19 protein-coding genes are annotated in these 25,121 nt (G+C 67.1%); 6 read left to right on the top strand and 13 right to left on the bottom strand.

What is annotated here, in order from left to right; translation table 11 throughout:
• Positions 1–72: 72 nt before the first annotated feature.
• A complete protein-coding gene (locus KHP16_RS19695) occupies positions 73–2,937 on the bottom strand; it encodes a bifunctional diguanylate cyclase/phosphodiesterase (protein ID WP_211960942.1) in 2,865 nt (954 codons plus the stop codon).
• Between the two features lie 236 nt (positions 2,938–3,173).
• Between KHP16_RS19695 and KHP16_RS19700 the strand changes: the two genes are divergently transcribed.
• Entirely contained in the window at positions 3,174–5,159 is a 1,986-nt protein-coding gene (locus KHP16_RS19700; RefSeq protein ID WP_211960943.1) for a diguanylate cyclase domain-containing protein, read from the top strand.
• Between the two features lie 57 nt (positions 5,160–5,216).
• Here the strand turns inward: KHP16_RS19700 and KHP16_RS19705 are convergent, their stop codons facing one another.
• Positions 5,217–5,588 (bottom strand): hypothetical protein, encoded by a 372-nt coding sequence (locus KHP16_RS19705; protein ID WP_109584748.1) that lies wholly within the window; start codon positions 5,586–5,588, stop codon positions 5,217–5,219.
• Between the two features lie 242 nt (positions 5,589–5,830).
• Between KHP16_RS19705 and KHP16_RS19710 the strand changes: the two genes are divergently transcribed.
• Entirely contained in the window at positions 5,831–6,181 is a 351-nt protein-coding gene (locus KHP16_RS19710) for a four-helix bundle copper-binding protein (RefSeq protein WP_109584749.1), read from the top strand.
• A gap of 148 nt (positions 6,182–6,329) precedes the next feature.
• A complete protein-coding gene (fumC, locus tag KHP16_RS19715) occupies positions 6,330–7,745 on the top strand; it encodes a class II fumarate hydratase (protein WP_109584750.1) in 1,416 nt (471 codons plus the stop codon).
• A gap of 16 nt (positions 7,746–7,761) precedes the next feature.
• Here fumC and KHP16_RS19720 read toward each other — a convergent pair whose 3' ends face one another.
• Complete coding sequence (locus KHP16_RS19720; RefSeq protein ID WP_211960944.1) at positions 7,762–9,561, bottom strand: OPT/YSL family transporter; 1,800 nt, start codon at positions 9,559–9,561, stop codon at positions 7,762–7,764.
• Between the two features lie 268 nt (positions 9,562–9,829).
• Between KHP16_RS19720 and KHP16_RS19725 the strand changes: the two genes are divergently transcribed.
• Positions 9,830–10,765: a 2-hydroxyacid dehydrogenase gene (locus tag KHP16_RS19725; protein WP_109584752.1), complete on the top strand. Its 936-nt coding sequence runs from the start codon at positions 9,830–9,832 to the stop codon at positions 10,763–10,765.
• Between the two features lie 13 nt (positions 10,766–10,778).
• Here KHP16_RS19725 and KHP16_RS19730 read toward each other — a convergent pair whose 3' ends face one another.
• The 6 genes from KHP16_RS19730 to KHP16_RS19755 form a co-directional block, all read right to left on the bottom strand.
• Positions 10,779–12,134, bottom strand: coding sequence for a sensor histidine kinase (locus KHP16_RS19730; protein ID WP_211960945.1), 1,356 nt, complete (start codon positions 12,132–12,134; stop codon positions 10,779–10,781).
• Positions 12,134–12,826 carry a response regulator transcription factor gene (locus KHP16_RS19735; protein WP_109584754.1) on the bottom strand — a complete coding sequence of 231 codons (693 nt, stop codon included), beginning with the start codon at positions 12,824–12,826 and terminating at the stop codon, positions 12,134–12,136. The genes KHP16_RS19730 and KHP16_RS19735 overlap by 1 nt, the downstream gene beginning before the upstream one ends.
• Before the next feature lie 12 nt (positions 12,827–12,838).
• Entirely contained in the window at positions 12,839–13,867 is a 1,029-nt protein-coding gene (locus KHP16_RS19740) for a glucokinase (RefSeq protein WP_109584755.1), read from the bottom strand.
• A gap of 10 nt (positions 13,868–13,877) precedes the next feature.
• Positions 13,878–14,558: a 6-phosphogluconolactonase gene (gene pgl, locus KHP16_RS19745; protein WP_109584756.1), complete on the bottom strand. Its 681-nt coding sequence runs from the start codon at positions 14,556–14,558 to the stop codon at positions 13,878–13,880.
• 25 nt (positions 14,559–14,583) lie between these two features.
• Positions 14,584–16,032 (bottom strand): glucose-6-phosphate dehydrogenase, encoded by a 1,449-nt coding sequence (gene zwf / locus KHP16_RS19750; RefSeq protein ID WP_244214836.1) that lies wholly within the window; start codon positions 16,030–16,032, stop codon positions 14,584–14,586.
• Between the two features lie 170 nt (positions 16,033–16,202).
• Complete coding sequence (locus KHP16_RS19755) at positions 16,203–16,562, bottom strand: hypothetical protein (protein WP_109584758.1); 360 nt, start codon at positions 16,560–16,562, stop codon at positions 16,203–16,205.
• A gap of 202 nt (positions 16,563–16,764) precedes the next feature.
• Here KHP16_RS19755 and edd point away from each other — a divergent pair, with 202 nt between their 5' ends.
• Positions 16,765–18,741, top strand: a complete 1,977-nt coding sequence (edd, locus tag KHP16_RS19760; RefSeq protein WP_211960946.1) for a phosphogluconate dehydratase — start codon at positions 16,765–16,767, stop codon at positions 18,739–18,741.
• Positions 18,742–18,775: 34 nt separating this feature from the next.
• Here the strand turns inward: edd and KHP16_RS19765 are convergent, their stop codons facing one another.
• The 4 genes from KHP16_RS19765 to KHP16_RS19780 all read right to left on the bottom strand — a co-directional run bounded on the left by KHP16_RS19765 (position 18,776) and on the right by KHP16_RS19780 (position 24,032).
• Positions 18,776–19,714: a mechanosensitive ion channel family protein gene (locus tag KHP16_RS19765; RefSeq protein WP_211960947.1), complete on the bottom strand. Its 939-nt coding sequence runs from the start codon at positions 19,712–19,714 to the stop codon at positions 18,776–18,778.
• 317 nt (positions 19,715–20,031) lie between these two features.
• Positions 20,032–21,288: an MFS transporter gene (locus KHP16_RS19770; RefSeq protein WP_211960948.1), complete on the bottom strand. Its 1,257-nt coding sequence runs from the start codon at positions 21,286–21,288 to the stop codon at positions 20,032–20,034.
• Between the two features lie 119 nt (positions 21,289–21,407).
• Positions 21,408–23,000: a peptide chain release factor 3 gene (locus tag KHP16_RS19775; RefSeq protein ID WP_109584762.1), complete on the bottom strand. Its 1,593-nt coding sequence runs from the start codon at positions 22,998–23,000 to the stop codon at positions 21,408–21,410.
• 42 nt (positions 23,001–23,042) lie between these two features.
• Positions 23,043–24,032 carry a YihY/virulence factor BrkB family protein gene (locus tag KHP16_RS19780; RefSeq protein WP_109584763.1) on the bottom strand — a complete coding sequence of 330 codons (990 nt, stop codon included), beginning with the start codon at positions 24,030–24,032 and terminating at the stop codon, positions 23,043–23,045.
• 135 nt (positions 24,033–24,167) lie between these two features.
• On the opposite strand from KHP16_RS19780, the gene KHP16_RS19785 reads away from it, so the two are divergent.
• Complete coding sequence (locus KHP16_RS19785; protein WP_167468509.1) at positions 24,168–24,335, top strand: hypothetical protein; 168 nt, start codon at positions 24,168–24,170, stop codon at positions 24,333–24,335.
• Positions 24,336–25,121 lie beyond the last annotated feature (786 nt).

The raw sequence follows: 25,121 nt of genomic DNA on the forward strand, positions 1-25,121 counted from the left end.
ACGGCATGGATCATGGTCCATGCCGTTTTTTATTGGGCCAGCGTACCCGTTTCTGCGTCGTGTCGGACGCGGTCAGATGCGCGCGGGCGCCACGTCCCGCATCGGCACTTCGAGTCCCGACGACAGGATGTCGTGCAGGCGCGAGAGCGTGACGGGCGGGCAGAACAGGAAGCCCTGCACCGCGTCGCATCCGTCATGACGCAGCACATCGAACTGCGCCTGCGACTCCACGCCTTCCGCCACCACCTGCAACTGCAGCTGATGCCCCAGTGTGATGATGGCCGCCGCGACCGCGCGATCGTGGCCCGGCGATGCCACGTCATCGACAAACGATTTGTCGATCTTGAGCTTGCTGATGGGAAGACGCGTGAGGTAGCCGAGTCCCGAGTAGCCCGTGCCGAAGTCGTCGATCGACAGGCCCACGCCGAGATCGCGAATCTGGCGGAACGTATCGATCGTCGTATCGCCGCCTTCGACGAGAATGCCCTCGGTCACTTCGATGGTGAGGCAGTCCGGCGGCAGGCCCGCGGCATCGAGGCAATGCATGACCGTCTCCGGGAAGCCCGGCTGGCGCAGTTGCAACGGCGAGATGTTGACCGCGACGTCGATTTCGCGATGCAGCTCGTTGCGCAGCATCTGGATATCGCGGCAGGCGGTCGCAAGGATCCATTCGCCGAGCTGGCCGATCAGGCCGCATTGCTCGGCAATCGGGATGAATTCCGCGGGCTGCATGATGCCGCGCTCCGGCGTTTCCCACCCCACGAGGGCTTCCACGCCAATGACGTGGCGCGTGCCGACATCGACGATGGGCTGGTATCGCAGGTAAAACTCGTGCTCGGCCAGCGCGCGCCGCAATAGCGCCTCGATCGTGAATCGCGTGAGGGAGGCTTCCGCCATCTCGCTGGCGAAGCGGCGCAACTGCGCCCGGCCGCCCTGTTTCGCCGCGTACATCGCCGAGTCGGCCGACTTGAGCAGGTCCGTCAGCGAGTCGCCGTCGTCCGGATAGATGGCCATGCCGAGCGATGGCGTGACGCGCAGCGCCTGTCCGGCGAGCTGAAGTTCCTCGGAAACGCGCGCGAGGATCTTCGACGCGGCGAGTTCGGCCTCGCTGTCGTGGCGAAGGTCGCCTAGCACGACGGCGAACTCGTCGCCGCCCATGCGCGCCACCACGTCGCGCGGCCGGACCGCGCCGCGAATGCGGTCCGCGATCGTGCGCAGGACATCGTCGCCGACCGGATGGCCCAGCGATTCGTTGATGTGCTTGAAGTGATCGAGGTCCAGCAGCAGCAGCGCCACGCGGTTGCCCTTGCGCCGTGCGTCCTGCAACAGCATCTCGGTCCGGTCGTGCAGTTCCGTGCGATTGGGCAGGCCGGTCAGCGCGTCGTGCTGCGCGAGATGGCGGATGTATTCGTCCACGCGCCGGCGCTCGGTCAGGTCGTGCGCGATCGCCAGATAACCGCCGTCGCCGGGACGCGCATCGGACATCGCGGTCACCGTCACATGCACTGGCAGCCGGGAGCTGCCCTTGCGCAGGTAAGTCGTCTCGCGTTCGTCCGCCAGGCCCAACCGCGGCTTTGCCACCAGCGCGGGCAGTCCCGGCGCTACCAGCGTGCCGAGATCCTGCGACAGGTCGCGCGCACGCGCCGCCAGTTCGTCGGGATCGTAAAGACTGGCGTATGGCATGCGGCTGACAAGTTCGGCCTCCGTGTACCAGAGCATGCGCAGACCCGCGCGGTTGATGCTGGTGATCATGCCGGCTTCGTCGAACGTAATCACGCAGAAGGCGGCGTGGTCGAGCAGCCGGACATAGCGCGCGGCGGCCGTCGCCGCTTCGAGTTCGGCCTGCGTCAGCGACCGGCGCAGCCGATCGTTTTCTTCAACGCTGGCTTCGCGCGCGCGCTCCGCGAGCTGCCGGGCGTCGCGACGTTGCCGCGCAAGCCAGCCCGCCAGCCACGCCATCGCCGCCGTCGCCAGCGCGCCCAGCCCAAGCGCGCGCATGCCGGCCTGGCTGCGATGGGTGGCCTCGAAGGCCGGACGCGTGGCCGCGTGCAATGTCCACATGACGCCGCCGAAGTGCAGCAGCCGGTCCGCTTCGACCATCGGCTTGCGGCCGTCGGCGCGGCGCTCGCCATCGGCACCGTCGCCAGACAGCAGGTTCGTCGATGTGCGGGTGTTGCCTTCATACAGTGTCAGCACGAGGTCGCCGGCCGCGGCGCCGCTCACACCCCGCATCAGATCGCCCAGGCGCAGCGTGGCATACACGTAGCCGCTCACCGCTGCGCGGCGTTCGTCGCGCGTGGCGGCGGGCATGCCGGCGGGGAACACGGGCACGTACAGCACGGCGCCGCGCTGATGGGTCTGCGCCTCGACTTCCCGCACGAGTTCAAGCCCCTTCGTCAGCGTGGCGTGCCCTGTATCGCGCGCGGTCTCCATGGCGGCGCGCCGCGTGGGGTCGCTGAGCATGTCGTACCCGACGGCGCGCGCATTGCGGCCGGCGAACGGCTCCACATAGACGATGGGGGCGTACAACGGACGTTCGCCCGCGGGATGGATCTCGAAGTCGCCGAGGCCTTCGCCGCGTATCGTTTCGATAAGCGCCGGTGCCTGGTCGGCCGTGACAAGCTTCACGTAGCCGATCGACAGGGTGCCCGGCGGCAGTTCGTCGAATTGCGCCGTATAGACATAGCCGCGCCACTGCGCGCGTGTCGTGGCGGGATCCGCCGCGATCAGGGCCGCCGCGCCGCGCAACAGGCGTTCGTTTTCTTCCAGCCGTGCACGAATCGCGTCGGCCGTGCGATCGAGCAGCGCCGCCGCATCCTGTTGAGCCACCTGATGCTCGAGCCGTTTGGCCTGCTGCCATGCCCCCGCCGTCAGCAAGGCGCCTCCCGCTGCGACCAGCAGCGCGAGCAACCCAGGCGATAGGAACGGCAATTTCATGGCAGGACAGATAAGAGCGACGGGTGCGACGATCCGGCGGCAGCCGGGGACCCGACGGGACGGCGCACTATACCTTGCCGCCTTAAACGCTGACAGTGCCACGCCGCACACAGGTCACATTCGCGCCACACCGCGAGGAGACCCCCATAGCGGGACTTGTCAAAGGTCCGTCAAACGCCTGTCAAACCGTGCTTCCTCCGGCTGACTGCGTCGCATGCAGCGTGCTACCGTTCCATATGCCTCGTTTCTTGCCTTCGCTCAAAGCGCGAATCGCACTGGTCACGGCGGCGCTCGTTGCCGTCTTCGGAGCTGGGATCGTTCTCGGCTCGCTCTATTACGCCCATCGCGACCTGCGCGACGCGCTTCAGAACCAGCAGGACTCCATCGTCAAGCTTACGGCCGACCAGCTCGACACCGCCATGGACGACCGCATTCTGCTGCTCAGCCACCTGGCGCCGCAGTTACGCGACAACCTTGCGGCCAGTGCCACGCGGCCCGTCGCCGAGGTAGGCGCCAAGCTGCTCGAGACGCTGCAGCGCTCGATCCCGATTCCCACCGCCTTCAACGCGCTCATGGTGGCCGACGCCAGCGGCCGGCTGCTCACGGCCCCGAACGTGCCGGTGGAGGTGTCCGACCGCAGCTACTTCCGTGAAGCCGCCCGCACGCTGTCGCCGGTCGTCACGGCGCCGATACGCGCGCGCGTGTCTGGCGCCATGGGCGTCCTCGTCGTGGTACCGGTCCTGTCGGACACCAGTGCGTTTCTTGGCGTGGCGGGCGGCTGGCTCGATCTGTCGAGCTCGAACTTTCTGGTCGAGCTCTCGCACGTGCGGCTCGGCAACACGGGGTTCTACTGCCTCGTGTCCTCGGGTCCCGATCCGGTCTACGTCCAGCACCCCGATGCCACGCAGCGCCAGCAACCGGCGCGCGCGGTGGGGGATACGTGTGGCGTGGACGACAACACGTCCTGGCTCGAATTCCTGACGCCGACGCGACCCGTCATCGCGCGTTATCTCATGGCCACCACCGGCTGGGAACTCGTGACCGTGCTGCCGGCCAGGGAAGCGTTCGCGCCGCTGAAGCAAATGCAGCAACGCTTCGTGCTGATGTCGGGTCTCGCACTGGTGGTCGTGGCCGCGCTGCTGTGGCTCGTGATCCGGCGAATGCTCGCGCCGCTGTCGCGTCTGCATCAGGTGGTGCGCGACAGCGCCGGCGACGCTTCCGCGTTCGAGCAACTGCCGCTCCGCCCGCACCGGGACGAGATCGGAGACGTCACGCGCGCATTCGTCCGGCTGATGCGCGACGTGCGGCAGCGCGGCATGCTGCTCGCGCGCAGCGAGCGGCGGCTGCGCGCGGTCACCGATACGTTGCCCGCTTTGCTTGCATTCATCGACACGGACGAACGTTACGTCTTCAACAACATCGCCTACGAACGCGCGTTTGGCATGCCGCTGGGAAAAATTCGGGGCAAGACCGTGCGCGAGCTGCTCGGCGAGGCACGTTATGCGCGCGCCAGGCCGCACCTGCAGCGCGCGCTCGCCGGCCATATCGTCAGCTTCGATGCCGAGTACGAAGACCCCGAACCGCATTGGATGGAGATGACGTACCGCCCCGAATGGAGCGAGGACGGAAAACAGGTCGTTGGCGTGCACATCCACGCGCAGGACATCACGCAGCGCAAGCTGGAGACATTGCGGCTGTCGCGCATGTCCCAGACCGACCATCTGACGCAGCTGTTCAACCGCAGCGCCTTCGAGTCGCATCTGCACGCGGCGATGGCACGTAGCCGCGAGGATGGCCGGCTCATGGCGCTACTGTTCCTCGACATGGATCGCTTCAAGGCCGTCAACGACCAGCATGGGCATGCGGTGGGCGACATGTTGTTGCAGGCATTCGCGCTGCGGCTACGGCGCTGCGTGCGTGACGCCGATGTGGTCGCGCGGCTGGGCGGCGACGAATTCGCGGTGATCCTGGAGAATATCGACAGCGCCGCCAGCGCGCGCGGGGTGGCGGAGTCGATCCTGAACGCGGTGGCGCGCGGCTTCCACTTCGACGGTGTGCCCGCCGATGTCGACGTCAGCATCGGCATCGCGTTATTTCAGGGCGGCATGACGACGGAAGACGCGCTGATGCGCGGCGCGGATGTCCTGCTCTATCGCGCCAAGACGCAGGGTCGCGGCCGATACGAGATCGGCCCGCCGGAGTTGCTCGAGGCGGAAATCTAGGGCGCCGCCGGACTTTCAGCGCCGAAAGCTGGCCCCCGTAAACTCCGCCTTCAACCGTCAGTGCGGAGTTGACTTGTCCGAAGCGTCCGATGCCTGGGGTGCCGTCGCGTCGAACGCGACATGCGTACCGTCGGCATGCTGGTAACCCAGCTTGGTCCCCTCGCCCATCATCTTCTCGTAGGCCAGCATCGCCTCGGCCACGGCCTTCGACTCGCCCTTGAACACGAGCACGTCGTTGCCGCAGTTCGGACATTGCCCACCGAAGATCGCGTCGATGCCACGCAGTCCCGGCGCTTCGAGCGCTTCGAAGTCCTTGAATGCCGTCTTGCACGCGCCGCACACCAATTGCTGCGGGCGCAGCGCGTCCACACGCGCCTGTGCCTGTTGCGCCCGCTCTTCGGGCGTCCCTCGCCGCTTTGCTTCACCCATGGTAACTGTCCCTATCTGCGGCTGACTCGCGCCAAACCCATCTAACAATCGCCGAACGTCCACGATTTCAAACGTGGGCGTCGCTTCGAGCGCGTGCGCCGTCTCATGCGTACGGCGGTGCGTCATTGTAGCGCCGGCCCGCGCGTCACGCGGCGCAATGGCACCCCGGCTGCTATTGTGAAAGCAGGCCGTCCGGCGACGCTGCCTGCCCGGACGACCAGTCACCCCCAAGGAGAAGTCTGATGATCCGACCTTCAGTGCAGGAAAGCTTCAGTCGCTATGCGGCATGCATCGAAGCTTGCAACGCGTGCGCGGCCGCTTGTCTCAAATGCGCCGCGGCGTGTCTGGAAGAGCCCGACGTGCGCAAGATGACCCGCTGCATCGCGCTCGATATGGACTGCGCGGGCATCTGCGCGCTGGCCTCCTCGTACATGCTGCGCAACAGCGAATTCGCGGCGCTCGTCTGCGAAGATTGCGCCGAGGTCTGCAAGTGGTGCAAGGAAGAGTGCGAACATCACGACAGTTGGCATTGCCAGGAGTGCGCGAAGGCCTGCGCGGCATGCATGGACGCCTGCCTCAAGATGACCGCCTGAGAACGACACCTGCATGACACGCCGATGGGCCCCGCACGCAATGCGCATGAAGGCGGAAGGGGCATCGGCGCGTTTCACGACGATCGTTGGGCAACGCGGATATTCTAGAGGGCTCTGTCGCCCCTTCTCTTGAATCAGGAGTCCGTTCATGTCCGACACGTCCTCGTCCACGCAGACGTCTACCCGCATCGAGAAAGACAGCCTGGGAGATGTTCCCGTCCCGGCCGATCACCTGTGGGGGGCGCAGACCGAGCGCTCGCGCCAGAACTTCCGCATCGGCATCGAGAAGATGCCGCCGTCGCTAATCGAGGCCTTCGCGATCCTCAAGCTCTGCGCCGCGCGGGCCAATCGCGAGCTCGGCGTCCTCAAGCCGGAACTCGCCGACGCGATCGAGCGCGCCGCGGAGGAAGTCATCGGCGGCAAGTGGCCGGACGAGTTTCCACTCTCCGTCTGGCAGACCGGCTCGGGTACGCAGACGAACATGAACCTCAACGAGGTCATCGCCAATCGCGCGATCCAGTTGCTCGGCGGCGAGGTCGGCAGCAAGAAGCCCGTGCATCCGAACGACCACGTCAACGCCAGCCAGTCGTCCAACGACAGCTTTCCGACGGCGATGCATATCGCCGCGACGCGCGCGATCCAGCAGAAGCTGCTGCCGGCGCTGGAACTGCTGCAGCAGACGTTTGCACGCAAGGTCGAGGCGTTCTCCGATATCGTCAAGGTGGGCCGTACCCATTTGCAGGATGCCGTGCCGCTGACGCTCGGCCAGGAATTCTCGGGCTACATGACGCAGGTGGCCGATGCGCAGTCGCGCCTGCAGCAGGCCATGCTGCGCGCGATGCCGGTGGCGCAAGGTGGCACCGCGGTGGGCACCGGCCTCAATTCGCCGGATGGCTTTGCCGCGGCGTTCGCACGCGCGCTCGCGGGCTACACCGGCCTGCCGTTCGAACCGGCGCCGAACCGCTACGCGCTGCAGGCCGCGCACGACGCGCTGGCCGACCTCTCCGGCGCGCTCAATACCACGGCCTCGTCGTTCCTCAAGATCGCGAAGGACTTCATGCTGCTGGGTTCGGGCCCGCGCGCGGGCTTCGCCGAACTGATCCTGCCCGCGAACGAGCCCGGCTCGTCCATCATGCCAGGCAAGGTCAATCCGACGCAGGCCGAAGCCCTTGCGATGGTGTGTTGCCGCGTCATCGGCAACCACACGACGGTGACGTTCGCGAACGGCCTCGGCACGCTCGAACTCAACGCGTACAAGCCGGTGATCATCTACAGCCTGCTGCAGTCGGTCACGCTGCTTGCCGATGCGGCCGCCAGCTTCGCCGAGCATATGGTTGAAGGCGTCGAGCCCGATCGCGCGCGCATCCAGGAACTGCTTGAACGATCGCTGATGACGGTGACGGCGCTGAACCCGCACATCGGCTACGACAAGGCAGCCGAAATCGCCAAGCTCGCGGTGAAAAAGAACCTGTCGCTGCGCGAAGCGGCGATCGCGTCGGGCCATGTGACCGAGGAACAGTTCGCGCAATGGATCGACTTCAAGGGCATGACGAAAGAGGTCTGATTATTCAATCGCCCCGCTAGCCACCTAACGTGGCGGCCAGTCCTGCCAGCCCGATCGCCAGCGCGGCCAGCGCGTCGCCGGCGATCAGGCCGCCACCGATCAGCGAAGTGGTGGTCATGTCCTCGGGCAGCGCTCCGTCGGCATTCCGTTCTGTCTTGCGATGGTCCACGAGACTCGCGAGCACACCGCCCGCCGCCATCCATGCCGCTGCGAGCAAATTGACGAAGCCACCGAACGACGACGCATACGGTGAAGGCAGGATCGCCGCATCGAGCAGAAAGTCGCTCACCTTCCCCGCGCGCCGCGTGGCGACGAACCGCTGCCATCGCGCCGACGCGCGTATCGCCTTGCGCAGGATCTCCGTGACCAGCCCGATCGCGACACCGATCCACACGGCCAGACGCTGGTAAGGGCGATCCTCGGTCATGCTCCGCAGCGCGCCCACGATCTTGTACGTCATGGCCGAGGTCCAGCGCGCGGGTTGCTGATCCGCGGGCAATACGGTCTGATCGAGACTCAGCACCGGATACGCGCTCATGAAGAGCCGCGCGAGCCAGACCGCGAGCAGCGCCCCGACCACGATGCCGGCGACCTGATAGCCGAACTGGACCACGCGGTCCGTGCCCAGCCGCCAGCCGGTGGATCGGTCCTGCTGCATGTCGGAGGCCACGGATGTCGAGACGAGCAGCACCGTCGCCGCGATCAGCCCCACATGCGGCTGGTGCAGGCCCATGGCGGCCATCAGAATCACGGTGAGCACGAACGCCGACGAGATCGGGTTCTGGTCGACCATGCCGACCGAAATGCCGTTGACGAGCGCGAACAGAAGCACCAGCAGCACGGCCAGCAGCTGATAGCCGGGCGGCTGGCCGAACCACACCATGCCAGCGACCACCACGGCGATGCCCCAGAAGACGACCCACGGCACGACCCACAGGAGCGACGGCGACGTTCGGGCGGCCGCATGCGCCGCCTTCCCACGCACGCGCGGCGACGCGCGCCCCAGGCGCGCCACCAGCATCGCGACGTCGACCGCGGCTGCGCCCATGATCATGCCGAGCGCGATCAGGAACGTGATCTTGCGGTACGGGTCGCCCGGTGCGAGCCATCCGATCGACACGAAGTAAGGCGTGAGCAGCCAGCCGGCAAGTCCGCCCGCGAGTGCCGCCAGGCCGATGCGCGCGCCCACGATCATGCCCACGCCGAACGTTGACGCCGACAGGTCGATGGCGCCGAGAAACGCGATACGCGACGCGCCGATGCCGGCCATCACGCCCAGCCCCATGCCGCCCGCGAGCCGCGTTATCGAATGCCGCAGCAGCGCGGGGTCGGTCAGCGCCCGGAGGATATTCGCCACCGCCAGCCCGGACGGAAACGTCAGCTGCATGCGATCCACGAGCAACGGCGTGTACAGCATGCCGACGCCGACGCCGTACATGCCGATGCACAGCATGTAGGCGACCAGTTGCCACAGCGGGGGCTCGGCGAGTCCCATCCACCCCATGGCCTGGATGATCACCGCCATGCCACCCATGCCCGCGACCGACGCCGCCGCGGTCTGGATATAGTTCGCGCCGTGGCGCCCCGATGCGCCATACCCCACCGTCACCACGGAACCGAGGATGCCGGCGAGCACCTGTCCGCCGACGAAGAAGCCCAGCGAGAAGTTCATGTATGCCGCCGCCACGCTGCCGAGCGGGCCGAGCACGAGCATGCCGGCCGCACCGAGCAGCAAGTGGTACCGCCAGCTTCCGGGCGCGGGCAGCCAGCGCCAGCGGGCGTTGGCGGATGGTGGCGCGGCCGGCGTGGGCGGCATGGAAGGCAGGGGCTCCAAGGACATGCACGCAAGCGTAGCGCTTCACGCGTGGCGGCGCCATCGTCAAAGCGTACCCGTTTCTGCGTGAGCACAATATCGTGCGCGAGGCCGCGCGGCGGGTAGAGCGTACCCGTTTCTGCGTGCCCCGGCCGCGCGACCGAAGCGGTTCGATAATCGAGCGGCGGGCGCGCGTCCGGCAAGCGCCAACGTCTTCGGGGGGCTAGAATGGCGCGTCAGTTTCCCTTCCCATCGCCCCGCCCCTGCCCTCATGAAGCCCGCCCTGTTGATCCTCATCCAGCTGGATTCCGAGCACCTCGCCCGCATCGGCGAGCACTACGCGATCCGCTACGCCCCTACCACCGCCGGCCGCGTCGCGGAGGTCGCCACGCACGGACCGACCTTCCGCGCGGTGCTGACCAATGGCACGACGGGTCTCACGGCCGACGAGATCGACGCGATGCCGGAGCTCGAGCTCGTCTGCGCATTGGGTGCGGGCTACGAGAACATCGACATCGCGCATGCGCGCACGCGCGGCATCGCGGTCGGCAATGGTGCCGGGACCAACGACAGCTGCGTGGCGGACCATGCGATGGCGCTGCTGCTGGCGACCGTGCGGCGCGTGCCCGCGCTCGACCGCGCCACCCGCGACGGGATCTGGCGCAACGCGCTGCCGCTGCCGCCGAACGTCTCGGGCAAGAAGCTCGGCATCATCGGCCTCGGCACGATCGGCCGCCGCATCGCGCAGCGCGGCGCCGCGTTCGATTGCGAGGTCGGGTATCACAACCGCAAACCGCGCGCGGATGCCCCCTATCGTTACTTCGATAATGTGAAGGCGCTCGCCGAATGGGCGGATTACCTCATCATCGCCACGCCTGGCGGTGCCGAAACGCGTCACCTCGTGAACACGGAGATCCTGCGCGCGCTCGGCCCGCGGGGATACCTCGTCAACATCGCGCGTGGCAGCGTGGTGGATACCTCGGCGCTGGCCGATGCGCTGCAGGCCGGCGAAGTCGGCGGAGCAGGGCTGGACGTCTACGAAAGCGAACCGGCGCCGCCGGTGGAACTGTTCGATTGCCCGAACGTCGTGCTGACGCCGCACATGGCAGGTTGGTCTCCCGAGGCCATCAACGCGTCGATCCAGCAATTCATCGAGAACGCGCGCTGCCATTTCGCCGGCGAGCCACTGGTGGCCCCCGTCAACTGAGCGCCGGGTTGTTTCAGGCTGCGCGCGGCAGCGGGAAGCGAATCCGCACCCGCAGGCCGGGCGCGGCGTCCTCGAGCGTCACGCCCGCGCCGTGCCGCTGCGCGATCTCCGCGACAATCGACAGGCCAAGCCCGCTGCCGCCGGTGGGCGCGTCGGGCAGCCGGTAAAAGCGGTCCAGCACGCGCGTCCGCTCGGCCTCGGGAATGCCGGGACCGTTGTCCTGCACCACCAGATCGATATACCCCACGCCGGCGCCAGCCTCCCCGGCACGGCAGACGCGCACATCGACACGGCTGCCCCGCGGCACGTAATGCAGCGCATTGTCCACGAGGTTGGTCAGCAGGATGCGCAGCGCATCGGCGTCGCCCTGCACGTTCGCGACCACATCGTCGGCGGCTTCGAGCCCAAGGTCCACTTCGCGATCGATGGCCGCCTGCGACATCTCCGCAACGACTCGCCCGGCCAGCGCGCGCAGATCGACGGCATCGTGCACGGGTGCGGAGGCGTTGGGCTCCTGCCGCGCGAGCGTGAGGAGCTGCGCCACCAGATGCGTGAGCCGCTCGAGCCCTGCCCGCAGTTGTCCGACCGCCTGCTGCCGCGATTCGGCGGTATCCGCGCGCTCCACGAGCTGCGCCTGCAATTGCAGGGCCGTCAGCGGCGTCCGCAGCGCGTGCGCGGCATCGGCCACGAAGGCGCGCTGCGTGTCGATCGCATGCGAGAGCCGCGCGAGCAGCTGGTTGAGCGCGGTGGCCACCGGCGCGATCTCGTCGGGCATCGGCCCGAGCGCGAGGGGTGTCAGCGTATTGGCATCGCGCGTGCGCACCTCGCTCGCGATCTGACGCAGTGGCCGCAGCCCGCGCCCCACGGCGAGCCAGACCAGCCAGCCAAGCAGCGGCAGCAGCAACAACAGCGGCGCCACCGTGCGCAGCGCCATATGCGCCGCCAGCGTGCGCCGCGCGCTCAGCGGCTGCGCGATCTGCACGACCGCCGGGCCCAGCTGCACGCTGTAGATGCGCCATTCGCCCTGATCCGTCCGCACGTTCGAGAACCCCAATTCCGCGCGCGGCGGCAGCGCCGGATGCGCGTGCGAGAGGTACAGGCTGCGTCCCGAGCCATCCCAGATATGGATGACCACATCCTCGTCCCCATGCAGCAGGTCCGCGCCCGTGCCGTCGGACGCGTCGAACGGCGGCGCGACGGGATTGCTGAACTGGCTCGGCAACGCTGCGGCCACCTGTTTCATCTGGTAGTCGAACAGCGCGTTGGCTTCTTGTCGCGCCTGCCCGTAAATGAGCACGGTGGCGATAGCGATGCCCGCCAGCAGGCCCGCCGCCAGCCACCACAGCAAGGTTCTCTGGATCGATCGCATCAGTCCGCGCTGCCTTCGTCGAGTTGCGGCATCAGATAGCCGACCCCCCGGATATTGCGGATCAGCGCGGCGCCGAATTTCTTGCGCAGCGCGTGGATATAGACCTCGACCGTATTGCTGCCGACCTCGTCGTCCCAGCCGTACAGGCGTTCCTGCAGTTGCGCGACGGACCATACCTTGCCCGGACGCGCCATCAGCGCGGACAGCAGCGCGAACTCGCGCGCGGACAGCTTGACGGCCTCGCCCGCCTGCGTGACTTCGCGCGTCGACGGATTGACCACGATCTCGCCATAGCGCAACACGGGTTCGGCCCGGCCTTCCGCGCGGCGCGCGAGCGCGTGCATGCGCGCGGCAAGCTCCTGCAGATCGAACGGTTTGACGAGGTAATCGTCGGCCCCTGCGTTGAGCCCGGCCACGCGGTCCGCCACCGCGTCGCGCGCGGTCAGGATCAGCACAGGCGTACGGTTGTTGCGGGCCCGCAGCGCGCGCAGGACCTCGAGCCCCGACTTGCGCGGCAGGCCCAGGTCGAGGAGCACGAGGTCGTAGTGGCCGCCCTCGGCGCCCTGCCCCGATGCGGCATCGAGACCGGACTCGCCGTCACGCACCCAGTCCAGCGTAAAGCCCTCCTGACGCAGCGCGACCTTCACGCTCTCGCCGATCATGGCGTCGTCTTCCACCAGCAGTACACGCATGATTCAGGACTTTCAGGAACGCCGGGACACATCGCGGCGCATGCCGCCTTCGAGCCGGTCCGCCAGCGCGTGGGCGAGCCCCGGCAGCGCCGGATACTCGGACGAGATCACGTAGACAGGAATGTCGGCGAGGTACGCACCCATGCGCCCCTTGGCCGCAAAGCGCTCGGCGAAGGGCGATTGCGCGAACGCGTCCACGAAGCGCGGCACGATGCCGCCGCCGATATAGACGCCACCGCGCGCGCCCAATACGAGGGCGACGTCGGCCGCCACCGATCCGAGCAGGCCGCAGAACACACGAAACGCGCGCTGGCACAGCGGGTCGCCACGCTTCACCGCACCTTCCGTGACCTGCGCCGGCGACAGCGGCGCGAGCAAAAGCGTACCCGTTTCTGCGGCGAGCGCGGCATGGGTTTCGGACAGGCCCATGCCGGACAGCAGCCGCTCCGCGGACACGCGTCCATGCGTGGCGTGGGCCGCGCGCCAGGCGACCCATTCGTCGTCGGTCGCCGGCATGATCTCGATGTGGCCGCCCTCCCCCGCCAGTGCGACAGCACCACCGCCTGGGGCCGGAATGAGGCCGGACACGCCCAGACCCGTGCCCGGACCGATGAGCGCGCGCGGCGCGGTGGCTACCGCCGTACCGGCCCGCACGCGCACGAGTTCGCTGTCGGGCAGATAGGGCAACGCCAGCGCCAGCGACGTGAAATCGTTGATCGCGACGAGCGTGTCCAGCCCGAGCGCCCGGCGCATGTCCTCGATCGAGAACGACCAGTTGTGATTGGTCAGCTTGACGTGGTCGCCGGTAACGGGGTTGGCCAGTCCGATTGCCGCGTGACGGGGCCGCGCGACCGCGGCGCCGGGCAGGCCATCGAGATAATGCCGGGTGGCATCCTCCAGCGACGGATAGTCGGCCACCTTCAGCGCGGTGACGGGGCCGATGCGCGCGGGCGCGGTCTCCAGCGCGAAGCGCACGTTGGTGCCGCCGACATCGGCAAGCAGGCGTGGATATGAGTCGTGATGTGACGAGGGGCGCGTCATCGGGGCATCTTCAGGTTCGGAAAATGTCCACGCCGTGGCGATGCCGCGCGAGCACGAGACTCACGGGCAGCGATGGTGTGGGGCCTTCGAGCGCCTGCGCGAGAACCGCGCCCTTCTTCTCGCCCGCGATCGCGAGGAACGTGCGCTCGGCCGCGAGCAGCGCGGCGAGGTTGAGCGTCACGCGCGCGTGCGGCGCGCTCGCGGGATGCGTGACGACGTAGCCCGGCTGTGGCTCGCTCAACGCGAGCTGTAGTTCGGGGGCGTCTGGAAACAGCGATGCGGTATGGCCATCCTCGCCCATGCCCAGCACCACCACGTCGGGCTGCTGGTACGCGGCGTTGAGGCGCTCGACCGCGCGCGCGGGCTGGACTGCCTCGGCGGCATCGGCGATCGCCGGCACGAAGGCGGCCAGCGCCGCGGCTTCACGCAACAGCGTGTTGCGCACGAGCGCGCCGTTGCTGTCCGCGTGGTCCGGCGGCACCGCGCGCTCGTCCACGAGCGTCACGGTCACCGCATCCCAGCGAATCGGCCGATAGCGCAGCCGCTCGAACATCGGCACCGGCGACTTGCCGCCCGACACGGCGAGCACCGCCCAGCCCTTGGCCTGTATCACCAGTTCCAGCGCATGACTGACGGAGATCGCAAGCGACTCCGCCTGATCCATCAACGTGGGATGTTCGAACTGTCGCATGCGGTCTCCGGTTGCGCCGTTGGATTCAGACTTCTTCGTGCCAGAGCGCGCCGTCGCGCGACATCAGCGCCGAAGACGCCGCGGGCCCCCAGGTCCCGGCCGTATAGGGCTTTGGCGGGACCGTGCTCGCATCCCATGTATCGATGATCGGCTCCACCCAGCGCCAGGCCTGCACCTGTTCGTCGCGGCGGACGAACAAACCCAGACGGCCGCGAATGACGTCGCGCAGCAGGCGCTCGTACGCGCCCGCGCGCCGTACCTTGAACGAGTGCGCGAAGTCGAGGTCGAGCGAAGTCGGCGTGAGTTCGAGCGTGTCGCCGGGCTGCTTGGCAAGAAAATACAGGCGAATGCTTTCCTCGGGCTGCAGCTGAATGACGAGGCGGTTCTGCGGGGACAGCGTGAGCGGCTTCGGGAAGATCGCGTGCGGCACGTCGCGGAAATGAATCACGATCTCGGCCAGCCGCGACTGCATGCGCTTGCCCGTGCGCAGGTAGAACGGCACGCCCTCCCACCGCCAGTTGGCGATCTCCGCCTTGATGGCGACGAACGTCTCCGTGCGGCTGTCGGGGGCGATGCCCTGTTCCTGCAGATAACCGGGCACGGGCTTGCCGCCGATGGCGCCTTCGCGATACTGCCCGCGCACGGTCTTCTCGGCCACGTCCTGCGGTGTGATGGGCTTGAGCGCCTTGAGGATCTTGATCTTCTCGTCGCGGATGGCGTCTTCGGACAGGCTTGCCGGCGGCTCCATGGCGACCATGCACAGCAACTGCAGCAGATGGTTCTGGACCATGTCGCGCAGCGCGCCCGTACGGTCGTAGAAGTCGCCGCGCGTCTCCACCCCGAGTTCCTCGGCAATGGTGATCTGCACGTCCTGCACCCACTCGCGGCGCCACAGCGGCTCGAACAGCGCGTTGCCGAAGCGGATCGCCATCAGGTTCTGGACCGACTCCTTCCCCAGGTAGTGGTCGATACGATAGATCTGATCCTCGGCGAAGAACTGCGCGACGGCGGCATTGATCGCTTCGTTGGACTCCAGATCGTGGCCGAGCGGCTTCTCCAGGACGACCCGCACGTTGGGCGTCGTCAGCCTGGTCCGATGGAGCTGCTCGCAGATCGGCACGAACAGATGCGGCGCGGTGGCGAGGTAACAGACGACGACTTCGGGGTTGCGCGAATGCACCTTCTCCGCGAGCGCGTCGAAGTTCGCTGGCTGGCGTGCATCGGCCTGCACATAACAGATACGCTCGACGAACGAGGCCCAGTCCTCGGGCTTCGCCTGTCCGAGTGCCGGCCGGACCGTTTCCTCAAGCGTGGCGATGTACTGTTCCGTCGTCTGCGCATGGCTGCCGGTCGCGAGGATGCGCGACGATGCATGCATGCCGCCGCAGCGGTGCGCATCGAAAAGGGCCGGCAGCAACTTGCGCCGTGCCAGGTCACCGGTGCCGCCGAACAGCACCATATCGAAATCGGGCAAGCTCACCCTGGACTCCTTGCGGGGGTTATCGCCGCGGGCCGCCTATCTCAGCCTCATGCTGGTGGCATGGACTGAGTGCGGCACAGCGGCCAGAAGTTCCGGACATGTTACGTGAGTCGCCTTCACTTGGGCAGTGGGGCGGAGCGTACCCGTTTCTGCGCAGGCGGGGTTCAATCCATCATCGCGATCGCGTAGATGTCATCGCGGTTGACGCAAAGCTTGGCCTTGCCACCAACCGCCTGCAGGAACATAGCCATTCTCACCATATGGTTATAGGCCCAATCCTGCGAACTGCGGGGATAGACGCGTCCGTACGAGGCCGAATGGCTCGATTCGTAACGGTATTTGAGGTACACCCCCTGCGTCCCGGAATACGTGGTGGTGGCAATGACCTGCAGGATTCGGCCTTCCACTTCCGTATACCCGTTGCAGATGGCGCCGGACCGGAAGTTGTAGCTCGCGGACGCGGGTGAACTGACGAGGACCGAAACCGCCAGCGGCAGGATGCAAAAAAGGCGTCGGGTGAGCATGACGAATCTCCTCATAGAAAGCGGCGCGACCCCGAACGCAGTATTCGGCAGCTATCACCCGTTTCTTTTGCGTTGAATCAAAACGCCCCAGCGCAGATTGTCTTTCCGCATATCTGCGGTGCGATTGTCAGCCGCTCACCGACACTACGCGACAGCCCTTTTGGGCTACGCTGAGAGCTTCCCGCCCCGCAGGAGAACGACAATGCCCCGACACCCCGTGCTGGAACGGGTCACGGCCCGCATCGTGGCCCGCAGCGCCGCCACGCGCCAGGCTTATCTCGCGCGCACGCGCGCCATGGCCGGCCAGAAGGTCGAACGCGCGAATCTCTCGTGTACCAATCTCGCGCACGCGGTGGCCGCGATGCCCGACGAGGCCAAGATCCGCCTCAAGGCACAGGAGCGCCCCAACCTCGCCATCGTGTCCGCCTACAACGACATGCTCTCGGCCCACCAGCCGCTGGCCGCGTTCCCACAATGGATCAAGGAGGCCGCGCTTGAAGCCGGCGGCACCGCGCAATTCGCGGGCGGCACTCCGGCCATGTGCGACGGCGTGACCCAGGGGCAGGACGGCATGGACCTGTCGCTGTTCTCGCGCGACGTCATCGCGATGTCCACGGCCGTCGCGCTGTCGCACCAGATGTTCGACGGCGCGCTCTACCTTGGCGTATGCGACAAGATCGTGCCCGGACTGGTGATGGGGGCGCTGTCGTTCGGCCACCTGCCCGCGGTCTTCGTGCCCGCCGGACCCATGACGACGGGTATCGGCAACGAGGAAAAGGCGCGCATCCGCCAGCTGTTCGCGGAAGGCAAGATCGACCGCAAGGGTCTGCTGGAAGCCGAGACGAAGTCCTACCACGGCCCCGGGACCTGCACGTTCTACGGGACGGCGAACTCGAATCAGATGCTCATGGAGATCATGGGCCTGCATCTGCCGGGGACCGCGTTCGTGAACCCCGGCACGCCGCTGCGCGAGGCGCTCACGCGCGAAGCCGCGCGGCAGGCCCTGCGCATCGTCCATGGCACCGAGCGCTATACGCCGGTGGCGGATGTGCTGGACGAGCGCGCATTCGTCAACGGCATCGTCGGCCTGCTGGCCACGGGGGGCTCCACCAACCATACGCTCCATTTGATCGCGATGGCCCGCGTGGCCGGCATCCAGCTCACGTGGGACGACTTCGACGAGCTGTCCGCCGCGGTGCCGCTGCTGGCGCGCGTGTATCCGAACGGCAAGGCCGACGTGAATCAGTTCCAGGCGGCCGGCGGCCTGGCGCTCGTGATTCGCGGGCTGCTGGCCGAAGGCCTGTTGCATGACGACGTGACGACGATCGTTGGCAAGGGCCTTGACGCCTATACACGCGAACCCGTGGTGCGGAACGGCGGCGTGCAGTGGATCGATGGCCCGGAGACCTCGCTCGACGACACGATCGTACGCACCTTCGACCGACCCTTCGCCCCCGATGGCGGCATCAAGGTTCTCGACGGCGCCCTCGGTCGCTGCGTGATCAAGACCTCGGCCGTCAAACCCGAGCATCAGGTCGTCGAAGCGCCCGCGATCGTTTTTCCCACGCAGGACGACGTCCTCGCCGCGTTCAAGCGCGGCGAACTCGAGCGCGACTTCGTGGCCGTGCTACCGTGGCAGGGTCCTGCCGCCTGCGGCATGCCCGAGCTGCACAAGCTCACGCCGACGCTGACGCTGCTACAGGACCGCGGCTTTCACGTGGCGCTGGTGACCGATGGACGCATGTCGGGTGCGTCGGGGAAGGTGCCCGCAGCCATCCACGTATGCCCGGAAGCGCTGAACGGCGGCGCGATCGGCCGCGTCCGCACCGGCGACATCGTGCGCGTCGATGCGCCGGCGGGGGTGCTTACCGTCACGGTGGACGAGGCCGACTGGCGCGCGCGCAAGGCGCAGCGCCCCGACCTCTCGCGCAATCGCCACGGCGTGGGGCGAGACCTGTTCGGCGGCTTCCGGCGCCATGTCGGCACGGCGGAGATGGGCGCATGCTCCCTGTTCGCCGATGAAGACACGATGGACGCACGGCTCGATGCCGGGCTGACGGACACGCATTCCGGCGACGCGCAGGACGCGAAACCCGCCGCGGGCGCGGGCGCCGGCTTCTCTCCCGCGCACGCAGAAACGGGTACGCCCCCGGCTTCGAATCCAACGCAGGACGCATGAAACAGGGGGCGCTGGCCCCCTTTTTTATTTTTGGCTAGCTGGCGCTCCTCGGCGCCACGCCATCGAAGCGCTGCACCCGGTCGCGGCCATTGCCATTGCCATTGCCATGCCCATGCGCCGGCTCCGGCAACCGCTCCTCGAACCCGGGCGCGCGCACCTCCTGCACCGGTACGGCGATCTCGCATCCCGCGGCGTTCAGCACTGCCTTGAGCCGCGCATAGAACCCGTATTGCACGTTCCAGAAGTCGTCGTTCGAGGTCCAGTACCGCGCGTTGAGTGTGATACCGCGGTCCGTATAGCGCACGACCATGACCTCCGGCTTCGGATCGGCGAGCAGCCGCGGCTCGGCGGCCAGCATCTGCCGCAGGGCCTCGAGACCGCGTCCCACCTCGCTGTCGAACGTAACCGTGACCTCGATATCCATCCGGCGCGTGAGGTTCTCGCTGTAATTCGTGATCGCGCTGCCCCAGATCTTGCTGTTGGGCACGCGCAGGCAAACGCCATCGAACGTCGTCAGTTCGGTCATGAACAGTCCGGTTTCGCGCACGGTCCCGGCCACGCCCTGTGCGTCGATGTACTGTCCCACGCGAAACGGCCGAAGCAGTACGAGCATGATGCCCGCGGCGATGTTCTGCAGCGTTCCCTGGAGTGCGAGGCCGATGGCGAGACCCGCGGCGCCGAGCATGGCAATGATGCTCGCGGTCTGCACCCCGAACTGCGAAAGCACGAGCACGATGGTGAGGACGCGCACGATCCATTGCACGACGCTGGCCAGCATGGGGCGCAGCGTGTCGTCGACATGCGTGTGCTGAAACGTCCGGCGAACGGTCTGCGCGGCGCGCGCGGCGAGCCACCATCCACCCACGAGAATCGCGAGCGCGGCGAGGCAGTTGAGGCCTTGATGGATCGCGAACTGCGCGAGGTAGGCCCAGGCGGCCTCCACCTTGTCGGCATCGAGGAATGTCAGATTCATGCAAGCAGCTCCGAGGATTTCAACTCGGATCCCCGTTGCGAAGGGCGTGCCAGCGCACTTCGCCTGCGCAGAGCGTACCCGTTTCTGCGTGCATGACCCGTCATGCGAACGCCTGCCACCACGAGCCGCGCGCGTGGATGTCGCGCGCGTGTCGTGCGTAGGGGTTACAAGCCGGGAAACGTGTCCCATGCAAATCCTGCATTCACGCAGAAACGGGTACGCTCCGGCGTGACAGGGTCATGTCAGCGCATCATGTCAGGGTGTCCCCACGTCGGGGCGGTCGTAGCTGCGCTCCTGTGCGAGCGCAGCGCGACAGCCTAACGAGCGGTTCCGGTCTGCTCGTGCAGACGGTCGCGGGAAGCGAGCGCCGGGAACAGCCGCATCCATGCGCCCACCACGAGGATGGTGCCAATGCCCCCGAGCAACACCGCGCCGACGGGCCCCAGCCAGGCGGCGGTGACGCCGGATTCAAATTCGCCAAGCTGGTTCGACGCGCCGATGAACACCGAGTTGACCGCGCCCACACGCCCTCGCATGTCGTCCGGCGTGTCGAGCTGCACGAGGGTCTGGCGCACGACCACGCTGATCATGTCGGAGGCGCCAAGTACGACGAGCGCACCCATCGACAACGGCAGCCAGTTCGAGATGCCGAATACCATCGTCGCCGCACCGAACAGCGCCACGGCGCCGAACATGATGCGGCCGACCCGACGGTTGAGCGGATGCCGCGACAGCCAGAGCGCCATCACGAGCGCGCCGATGGCGGGCGACGAACGCAGCAGGCCGAGCCCCCACGCATCGGTATGCAGGATGTCGCGCGCGTAGATAGGCAGCAGCGCGGTAGCGCCGCCAAGCAGCACCGCGAACATGTCGAGCGACACGGCGCCGAGCAGGATCGGATGGCTGCGAATGTACGAGAATCCCGCGAACAGCGTCTTGATCGATACCGGCGCGGTGGAACGGGGGGCGACCTGCCGCAGTTTTAGCGAGGCCACGAGCACCGCGGCGACCGCGAACAGAACGCCCGCGATCGCGTACACCACCCCGGGCCCCGCGACATAGGCAAACCCGCCCATGGCCGGACCGATGATGATCGCGGTCTGCGCCGCGGAGCTGGCGAGCGCCACGGCGCGGGGCAAGGCCTGCGGCGTCACCACGCTCGGCAGCAGCGCCTGCAGCGTGGGCGTCTCGAAGGCACGGCACGCGCCCATCAACGCGACGAAAACGAAGATGAAATCACGGTTGATCCAACCCGTGAAGCTCGCCACCGCCATGCCGATCGCGAGCAGGGCCTCAAGACTCTGGCAGGTCCGCACGATCACGCGCCGGTCGAACCGGTCGGCCACGTGGCCCGACATCAGGATTAGCGCGATCGATGGCAGGAACTGCACGAGGCCGACCATCCCCAGCATGAACGCATCGCGCGTCAGGTCGTACATCTGCCAGCCCACCGCGACGGTGACGACCTGGTACGCGATGGTGGTGCATAGCCGCGCGAACCAGTAATGGCGGAACGCGGGATCGCGGGAAACGGACTCCGGCGCATCGGCCGGAAGCGGGGCAGCGGTGGACATGGATGAGGAGGCGCGGCCAGCGGCACAGGCGACGCACCGGCAAAGTCCGCAATTTTATCCGAGCCGCCCCGCGCCGGGGCGGGCGTCATGTATCAAGGGCGATACATGACGCGCCACATTCAGACGATTTCCCGGGTTTCGAGGAACTGGAGGTTCGGGAAACGTTCCTGCGTCAGACGCAGGTTGACCATGCTCGGCGCCAGATAGACGTGGTCCCCGGCACCATCGAGCGCGACGTTGTGGCCAGCCTTGTCGATCAGCTTCTCGATCTCGGCCGCATCGCCCTTGAGCCAGCGCGCCGTGGCGCACTCGTGCGATTCGAAGATCGCGTCCACGCCGTACTCGTGCTCGAGCCGGTGCGCGACCACGTCGAACTGGAGGATACCGACCGCGCCCAGCACGAGTTCATTCGACCCCAGTGGCCGGAACATCTGCGTGGCGCCTTCTTCGGCCAGCTGCTGCAAACCCTTCTGCAGCTGCTTGACCTTGAGCGGGTTGTTCAGCCGCGCCCGGCGGAAGAACTCCGGCGCGAACGACGGAATGCCCGTGAACTTGAGCCCTTCGCCCTCGGTGAACACGTCGCCGAGACGGATCGTACCGTGGTTCGGCACGCCGATGATGTCGCCCGCGAACGCTTCTTCGGTCGTGTTGCGGTCCTGCGCCATGAAGGTGATGGCATTGTTGATCGCCACGGTCTTGCCCGCCGAGACGTGCAGCAGCTTCATGCCGCGGTCAAAACGGCCGGAGCAGACGCGCACGAACGCGATGCGGTCACGGTGGCGCGGATCCATGTTCGCCTGGATCTTGAACACGAAGCCCGTGAATTTCTGCTCCTCGGGTACCACGACGCGCGACTCGGTATTGCGCGCGAGCGGCGGCGGGGACAGCTCGCACAGTGCGTCCAGCAGTGACTGCACGCCGAAGTTGTTGATAGCGGAGCCGAAGTACACGGGGGTCTGCTTGCCGGCGAGGAACGCTTCCTTGTCGAAGGTATGCGAGGCGCCCCGCACGAGCTCCACTTCGATCCGCAGCTCCTCGGCCTGATCGCCCAGCACGCGATCGAGCTCCGGGTTGTCGAGGCCATCGACGATCGCCGACGTCCCCTTCTCGCCGCGCGGGTCGAACAGCTGCACCTTGTCGTCGATCAGGTGATACACGCCGCGGAACGCCTTGCCCATGCCGATCGGCCACGTCATCGGCGCGCACTGGATTTTCAGCACGTCCTCGATTTCATCGAGCAGTTCGATGGGCGAGCGGCCCTCGCGGTCCAGCTTGTTGATGAACGTGAGAATCGGCGTATCGCGCAGCCGGCACACGTTGAGCAGCTTGATCGTCTGCGCTTCCACGCCGTTGACCGAGTCGATCACCATCACGGCGGAATCGACCGCCGTCAGCGTCCGGTACGTGTCTTCCGAGAAGTCCTCGTGGCCCGGCGTGTCCAGCAGGTTCACGATGTTCTCTTCCACATCCGGCCGCGCGCGGTACGGGAACTGCATCACCGACGAGGTCACGGAAATGCCGCGCTGCTTTTCGAGTTCCATCCAGTCGGAGGTGGCGTGCCGGTCCGCCTTGCGCGCGCGGACTTCGCCAGCGACCTGGATCGCGCCACCGAACCACAGCAGCTTTTCGGTGAGGGTGGTCTTGCCGGCGTCCGGGTGGGAGATGATGGCAAAGGTGCGACGACGCGCAATTTCGGATACGAGCGAGCTCACGGCAGCGGGATCAGGGGGGCTGAATCGGGAAAGGCCGCTATTTTACCGGTTCGCGGGCGCAACGGGCGCGGCGGCCCCCGGATGCGATGGATCCTGTCCCCGCAGGCTGCCAAACTGCAGCGCATATTGCCGCGTCAGCTCCGCCCCGAAAAAGAAGATCTGGGCCGAGTAATAGATCCACAGCATCAACGCCACGACCGAACCCGCCGCCCCATATGACGAGGCCACGGCGCTGTTCCCGAGATACAGGCCGATCAGGCGCTTGCCGACCGAAAACAGCAGCGCCGTGATGATCGCGCCCATGATCACGTCGCGCCAGGCAATGCGGGCATTCGGCAGCATCTTGAAGATCACGGCGAACAGCATCGTCACGACGGTGAACGAGAATGCCGTGGAAATGGCGTCGGCCACGGGCGCGAACCAGGACGACGTCCACATCTGGCCCCAGAAGCGATCGAGCACCGCCAGCGCCGCGTTCACGACCAGCGACACCAGCAGCATGAACGCGAGCGCCAGCACGACGCTGAAGGACAGCAGCCGCGCGCGCACCAGCGTCTTCCAGCTCGCGCCGGGCGGCGGCGGCGCCTTCCAGATATCGTCGAGGCTGCTTTTGAGCTCGGCGAAGGCACTCGTCGCCCCGACAAACAGCACGCCGAAGGCGATGATCGCCGCCACGCCGCTCCCGCCCGCGCGATGCGTCGCGGCCAGGATGCCCTGGATGGCGGCGGCGCCCTGCTCGCCGACGAGCCCGTTGATCTGCGCGAAGATCTCGCCACGCGCGGCCTCGGCCCCGAAGAACAGGCCGGCAATGGAGATCACCAGCACGAGGATCGGGGCCAGCGAGAACAACATGTAGAACGACAGCGCGGCACCCTTGCTGGCCGCGCGGTGATCGAGCCAGTCCTTCACGGCAGCCACGACCACGCGCACGGTCCGCGCGCCAGTGTGCCGGTCGGGCAGCAAGCGGCCCCGGCGCGGCGACGGTGTCGAGTTCGAGGGCGGCGGCGAGGATGGCGTATCAGTCTGTCCCATGCGAGATGCGGTTCCGGAAAAATGCCTGCGTTCATCATACTGCCCATTCGAGTCTGGGGCGGGCGGCTTCGGGGCGACCTGCTAGAGTGAATCCATGTGCCGCCAATCGGCACCGATCGCCCACTGGAGATCTTCGTGACTTGCACACTTCATGCCGGACGCCGGATGTCCCTGGCGCTTGCGGTCTGCCTGCTGGCGCTGGCCGGCTGCGACAAGAGCCAGCCGGGCCCCGGCCCCGGCCCCAAACCGATTTCCGGCACCGCGCCGGCACCGGCCGCCAGCGCACCCGCCGCGCCGCGCTAGCCGCCCGCCTCCGGGTCACGCGCCGGCGGCCCCACGCCGCCGGGCATCGGGAGCCTGCGTACCCGTTTCTGCGTCAAACGCTTGTTTCAGCAATGCAACCGGATGCACGGCCTCCCGCGCGCGCTCGTCGCGCATTCGCCCCTACAGCCGATGCGATGCGAGCGGCCACTATTGTTGTAAGTGTTGCCCGGCGCGCCCACAAGGGTGACGGCAGCGAGGACTTAAGGTGGCGCACCCAGCTAAATCTTGCAGCCGGTGGCCACCTGCTTCCCACCCGAGTCGCTGGCGCGCGGAGGCGCCGGCGGACTTGCGTATTTTCATCGGGCGAACACCCTGGGCGGGCGTTTGACAACTTGCGTAACAGGCGCGAAACCGATCGCGGAGGGAAACCGCTCCCTTACCCCCGCAATCTCGTCCCCGCTTCCAGAATGCCGCGCCCCATAAGCGCTTGCGCGCATTGGCACGCTTGTCGCTTTGCAATAGGCGGGAGAAGTCCGAGTCAACATCACTAGAACGCAGGAGATCACTGCCATGCGTCATCCGCCCGCGCGCATGACGGCCCGCAGGCGATCCTATCGACTGGCCGGCCCGCCGCCGTCGGTACAGGATCTGCTGTCGCCGCCGTTACTGCCGTTTCCACATGCCCCGAGACATCCGTCGCCCTTCTGTGCCGCATCCAGCCGTATGTCGGCCGCGCGCGCGAGTCGCATGCGTCCCGCGAAATAGCGTCACGGCGAATGTCGCGTCACGTTGTTTATGTGCTCCGTCCCCCGGCGGGCACCTTCT

Source organism: Cupriavidus plantarum, assembly GCF_905397285.1.
Lineage (GTDB): Bacteria > Pseudomonadota > Gammaproteobacteria > Burkholderiales > Burkholderiaceae > Cupriavidus > Cupriavidus plantarum.

Coding starts and splice junctions, on each gene's coding strand:
- KHP16_RS19695 (WP_211960942.1), bottom strand. CDS start 2,937: ATGAAATTGCCGTTCCTATCGCCTGGGTTGCTCGCGCTGCTGGTCGCA.
- KHP16_RS19700 (WP_211960943.1), top strand. CDS start 3,174: ATGCCTCGTTTCTTGCCTTCGCTCAAAGCGCGAATCGCACTGGTCACG.
- KHP16_RS19705 (WP_109584748.1), bottom strand. CDS start 5,588: ATGGGTGAAGCAAAGCGGCGAGGGACGCCCGAAGAGCGGGCGCAACAG.
- KHP16_RS19710 (WP_109584749.1), top strand. CDS start 5,831: ATGATCCGACCTTCAGTGCAGGAAAGCTTCAGTCGCTATGCGGCATGC.
- fumC (WP_109584750.1), top strand. CDS start 6,330: ATGTCCGACACGTCCTCGTCCACGCAGACGTCTACCCGCATCGAGAAA.
- KHP16_RS19720 (WP_211960944.1), bottom strand. CDS start 9,561: ATGCCGCCCACGCCGGCCGCGCCACCATCCGCCAACGCCCGCTGGCGC.
- KHP16_RS19725 (WP_109584752.1), top strand. CDS start 9,830: ATGAAGCCCGCCCTGTTGATCCTCATCCAGCTGGATTCCGAGCACCTC.
- KHP16_RS19730 (WP_211960945.1), bottom strand. CDS start 12,134: ATGCGATCGATCCAGAGAACCTTGCTGTGGTGGCTGGCGGCGGGCCTG.
- KHP16_RS19735 (WP_109584754.1), bottom strand. CDS start 12,826: ATGCGTGTACTGCTGGTGGAAGACGACGCCATGATCGGCGAGAGCGTG.
- KHP16_RS19740 (WP_109584755.1), bottom strand. CDS start 13,867: ATGACGCGCCCCTCGTCACATCACGACTCATATCCACGCCTGCTTGCC.
- pgl (WP_109584756.1), bottom strand. CDS start 14,558: ATGCGACAGTTCGAACATCCCACGTTGATGGATCAGGCGGAGTCGCTT.
- KHP16_RS19755 (WP_109584758.1), bottom strand. CDS start 16,562: ATGCTCACCCGACGCCTTTTTTGCATCCTGCCGCTGGCGGTTTCGGTC.
- edd (WP_211960946.1), top strand. CDS start 16,765: ATGCCCCGACACCCCGTGCTGGAACGGGTCACGGCCCGCATCGTGGCC.
- KHP16_RS19765 (WP_211960947.1), bottom strand. CDS start 19,714: ATGAATCTGACATTCCTCGATGCCGACAAGGTGGAGGCCGCCTGGGCC.
- KHP16_RS19770 (WP_211960948.1), bottom strand. CDS start 21,288: ATGTCCACCGCTGCCCCGCTTCCGGCCGATGCGCCGGAGTCCGTTTCC.
- KHP16_RS19780 (WP_109584763.1), bottom strand. CDS start 24,032: ATGGGACAGACTGATACGCCATCCTCGCCGCCGCCCTCGAACTCGACA.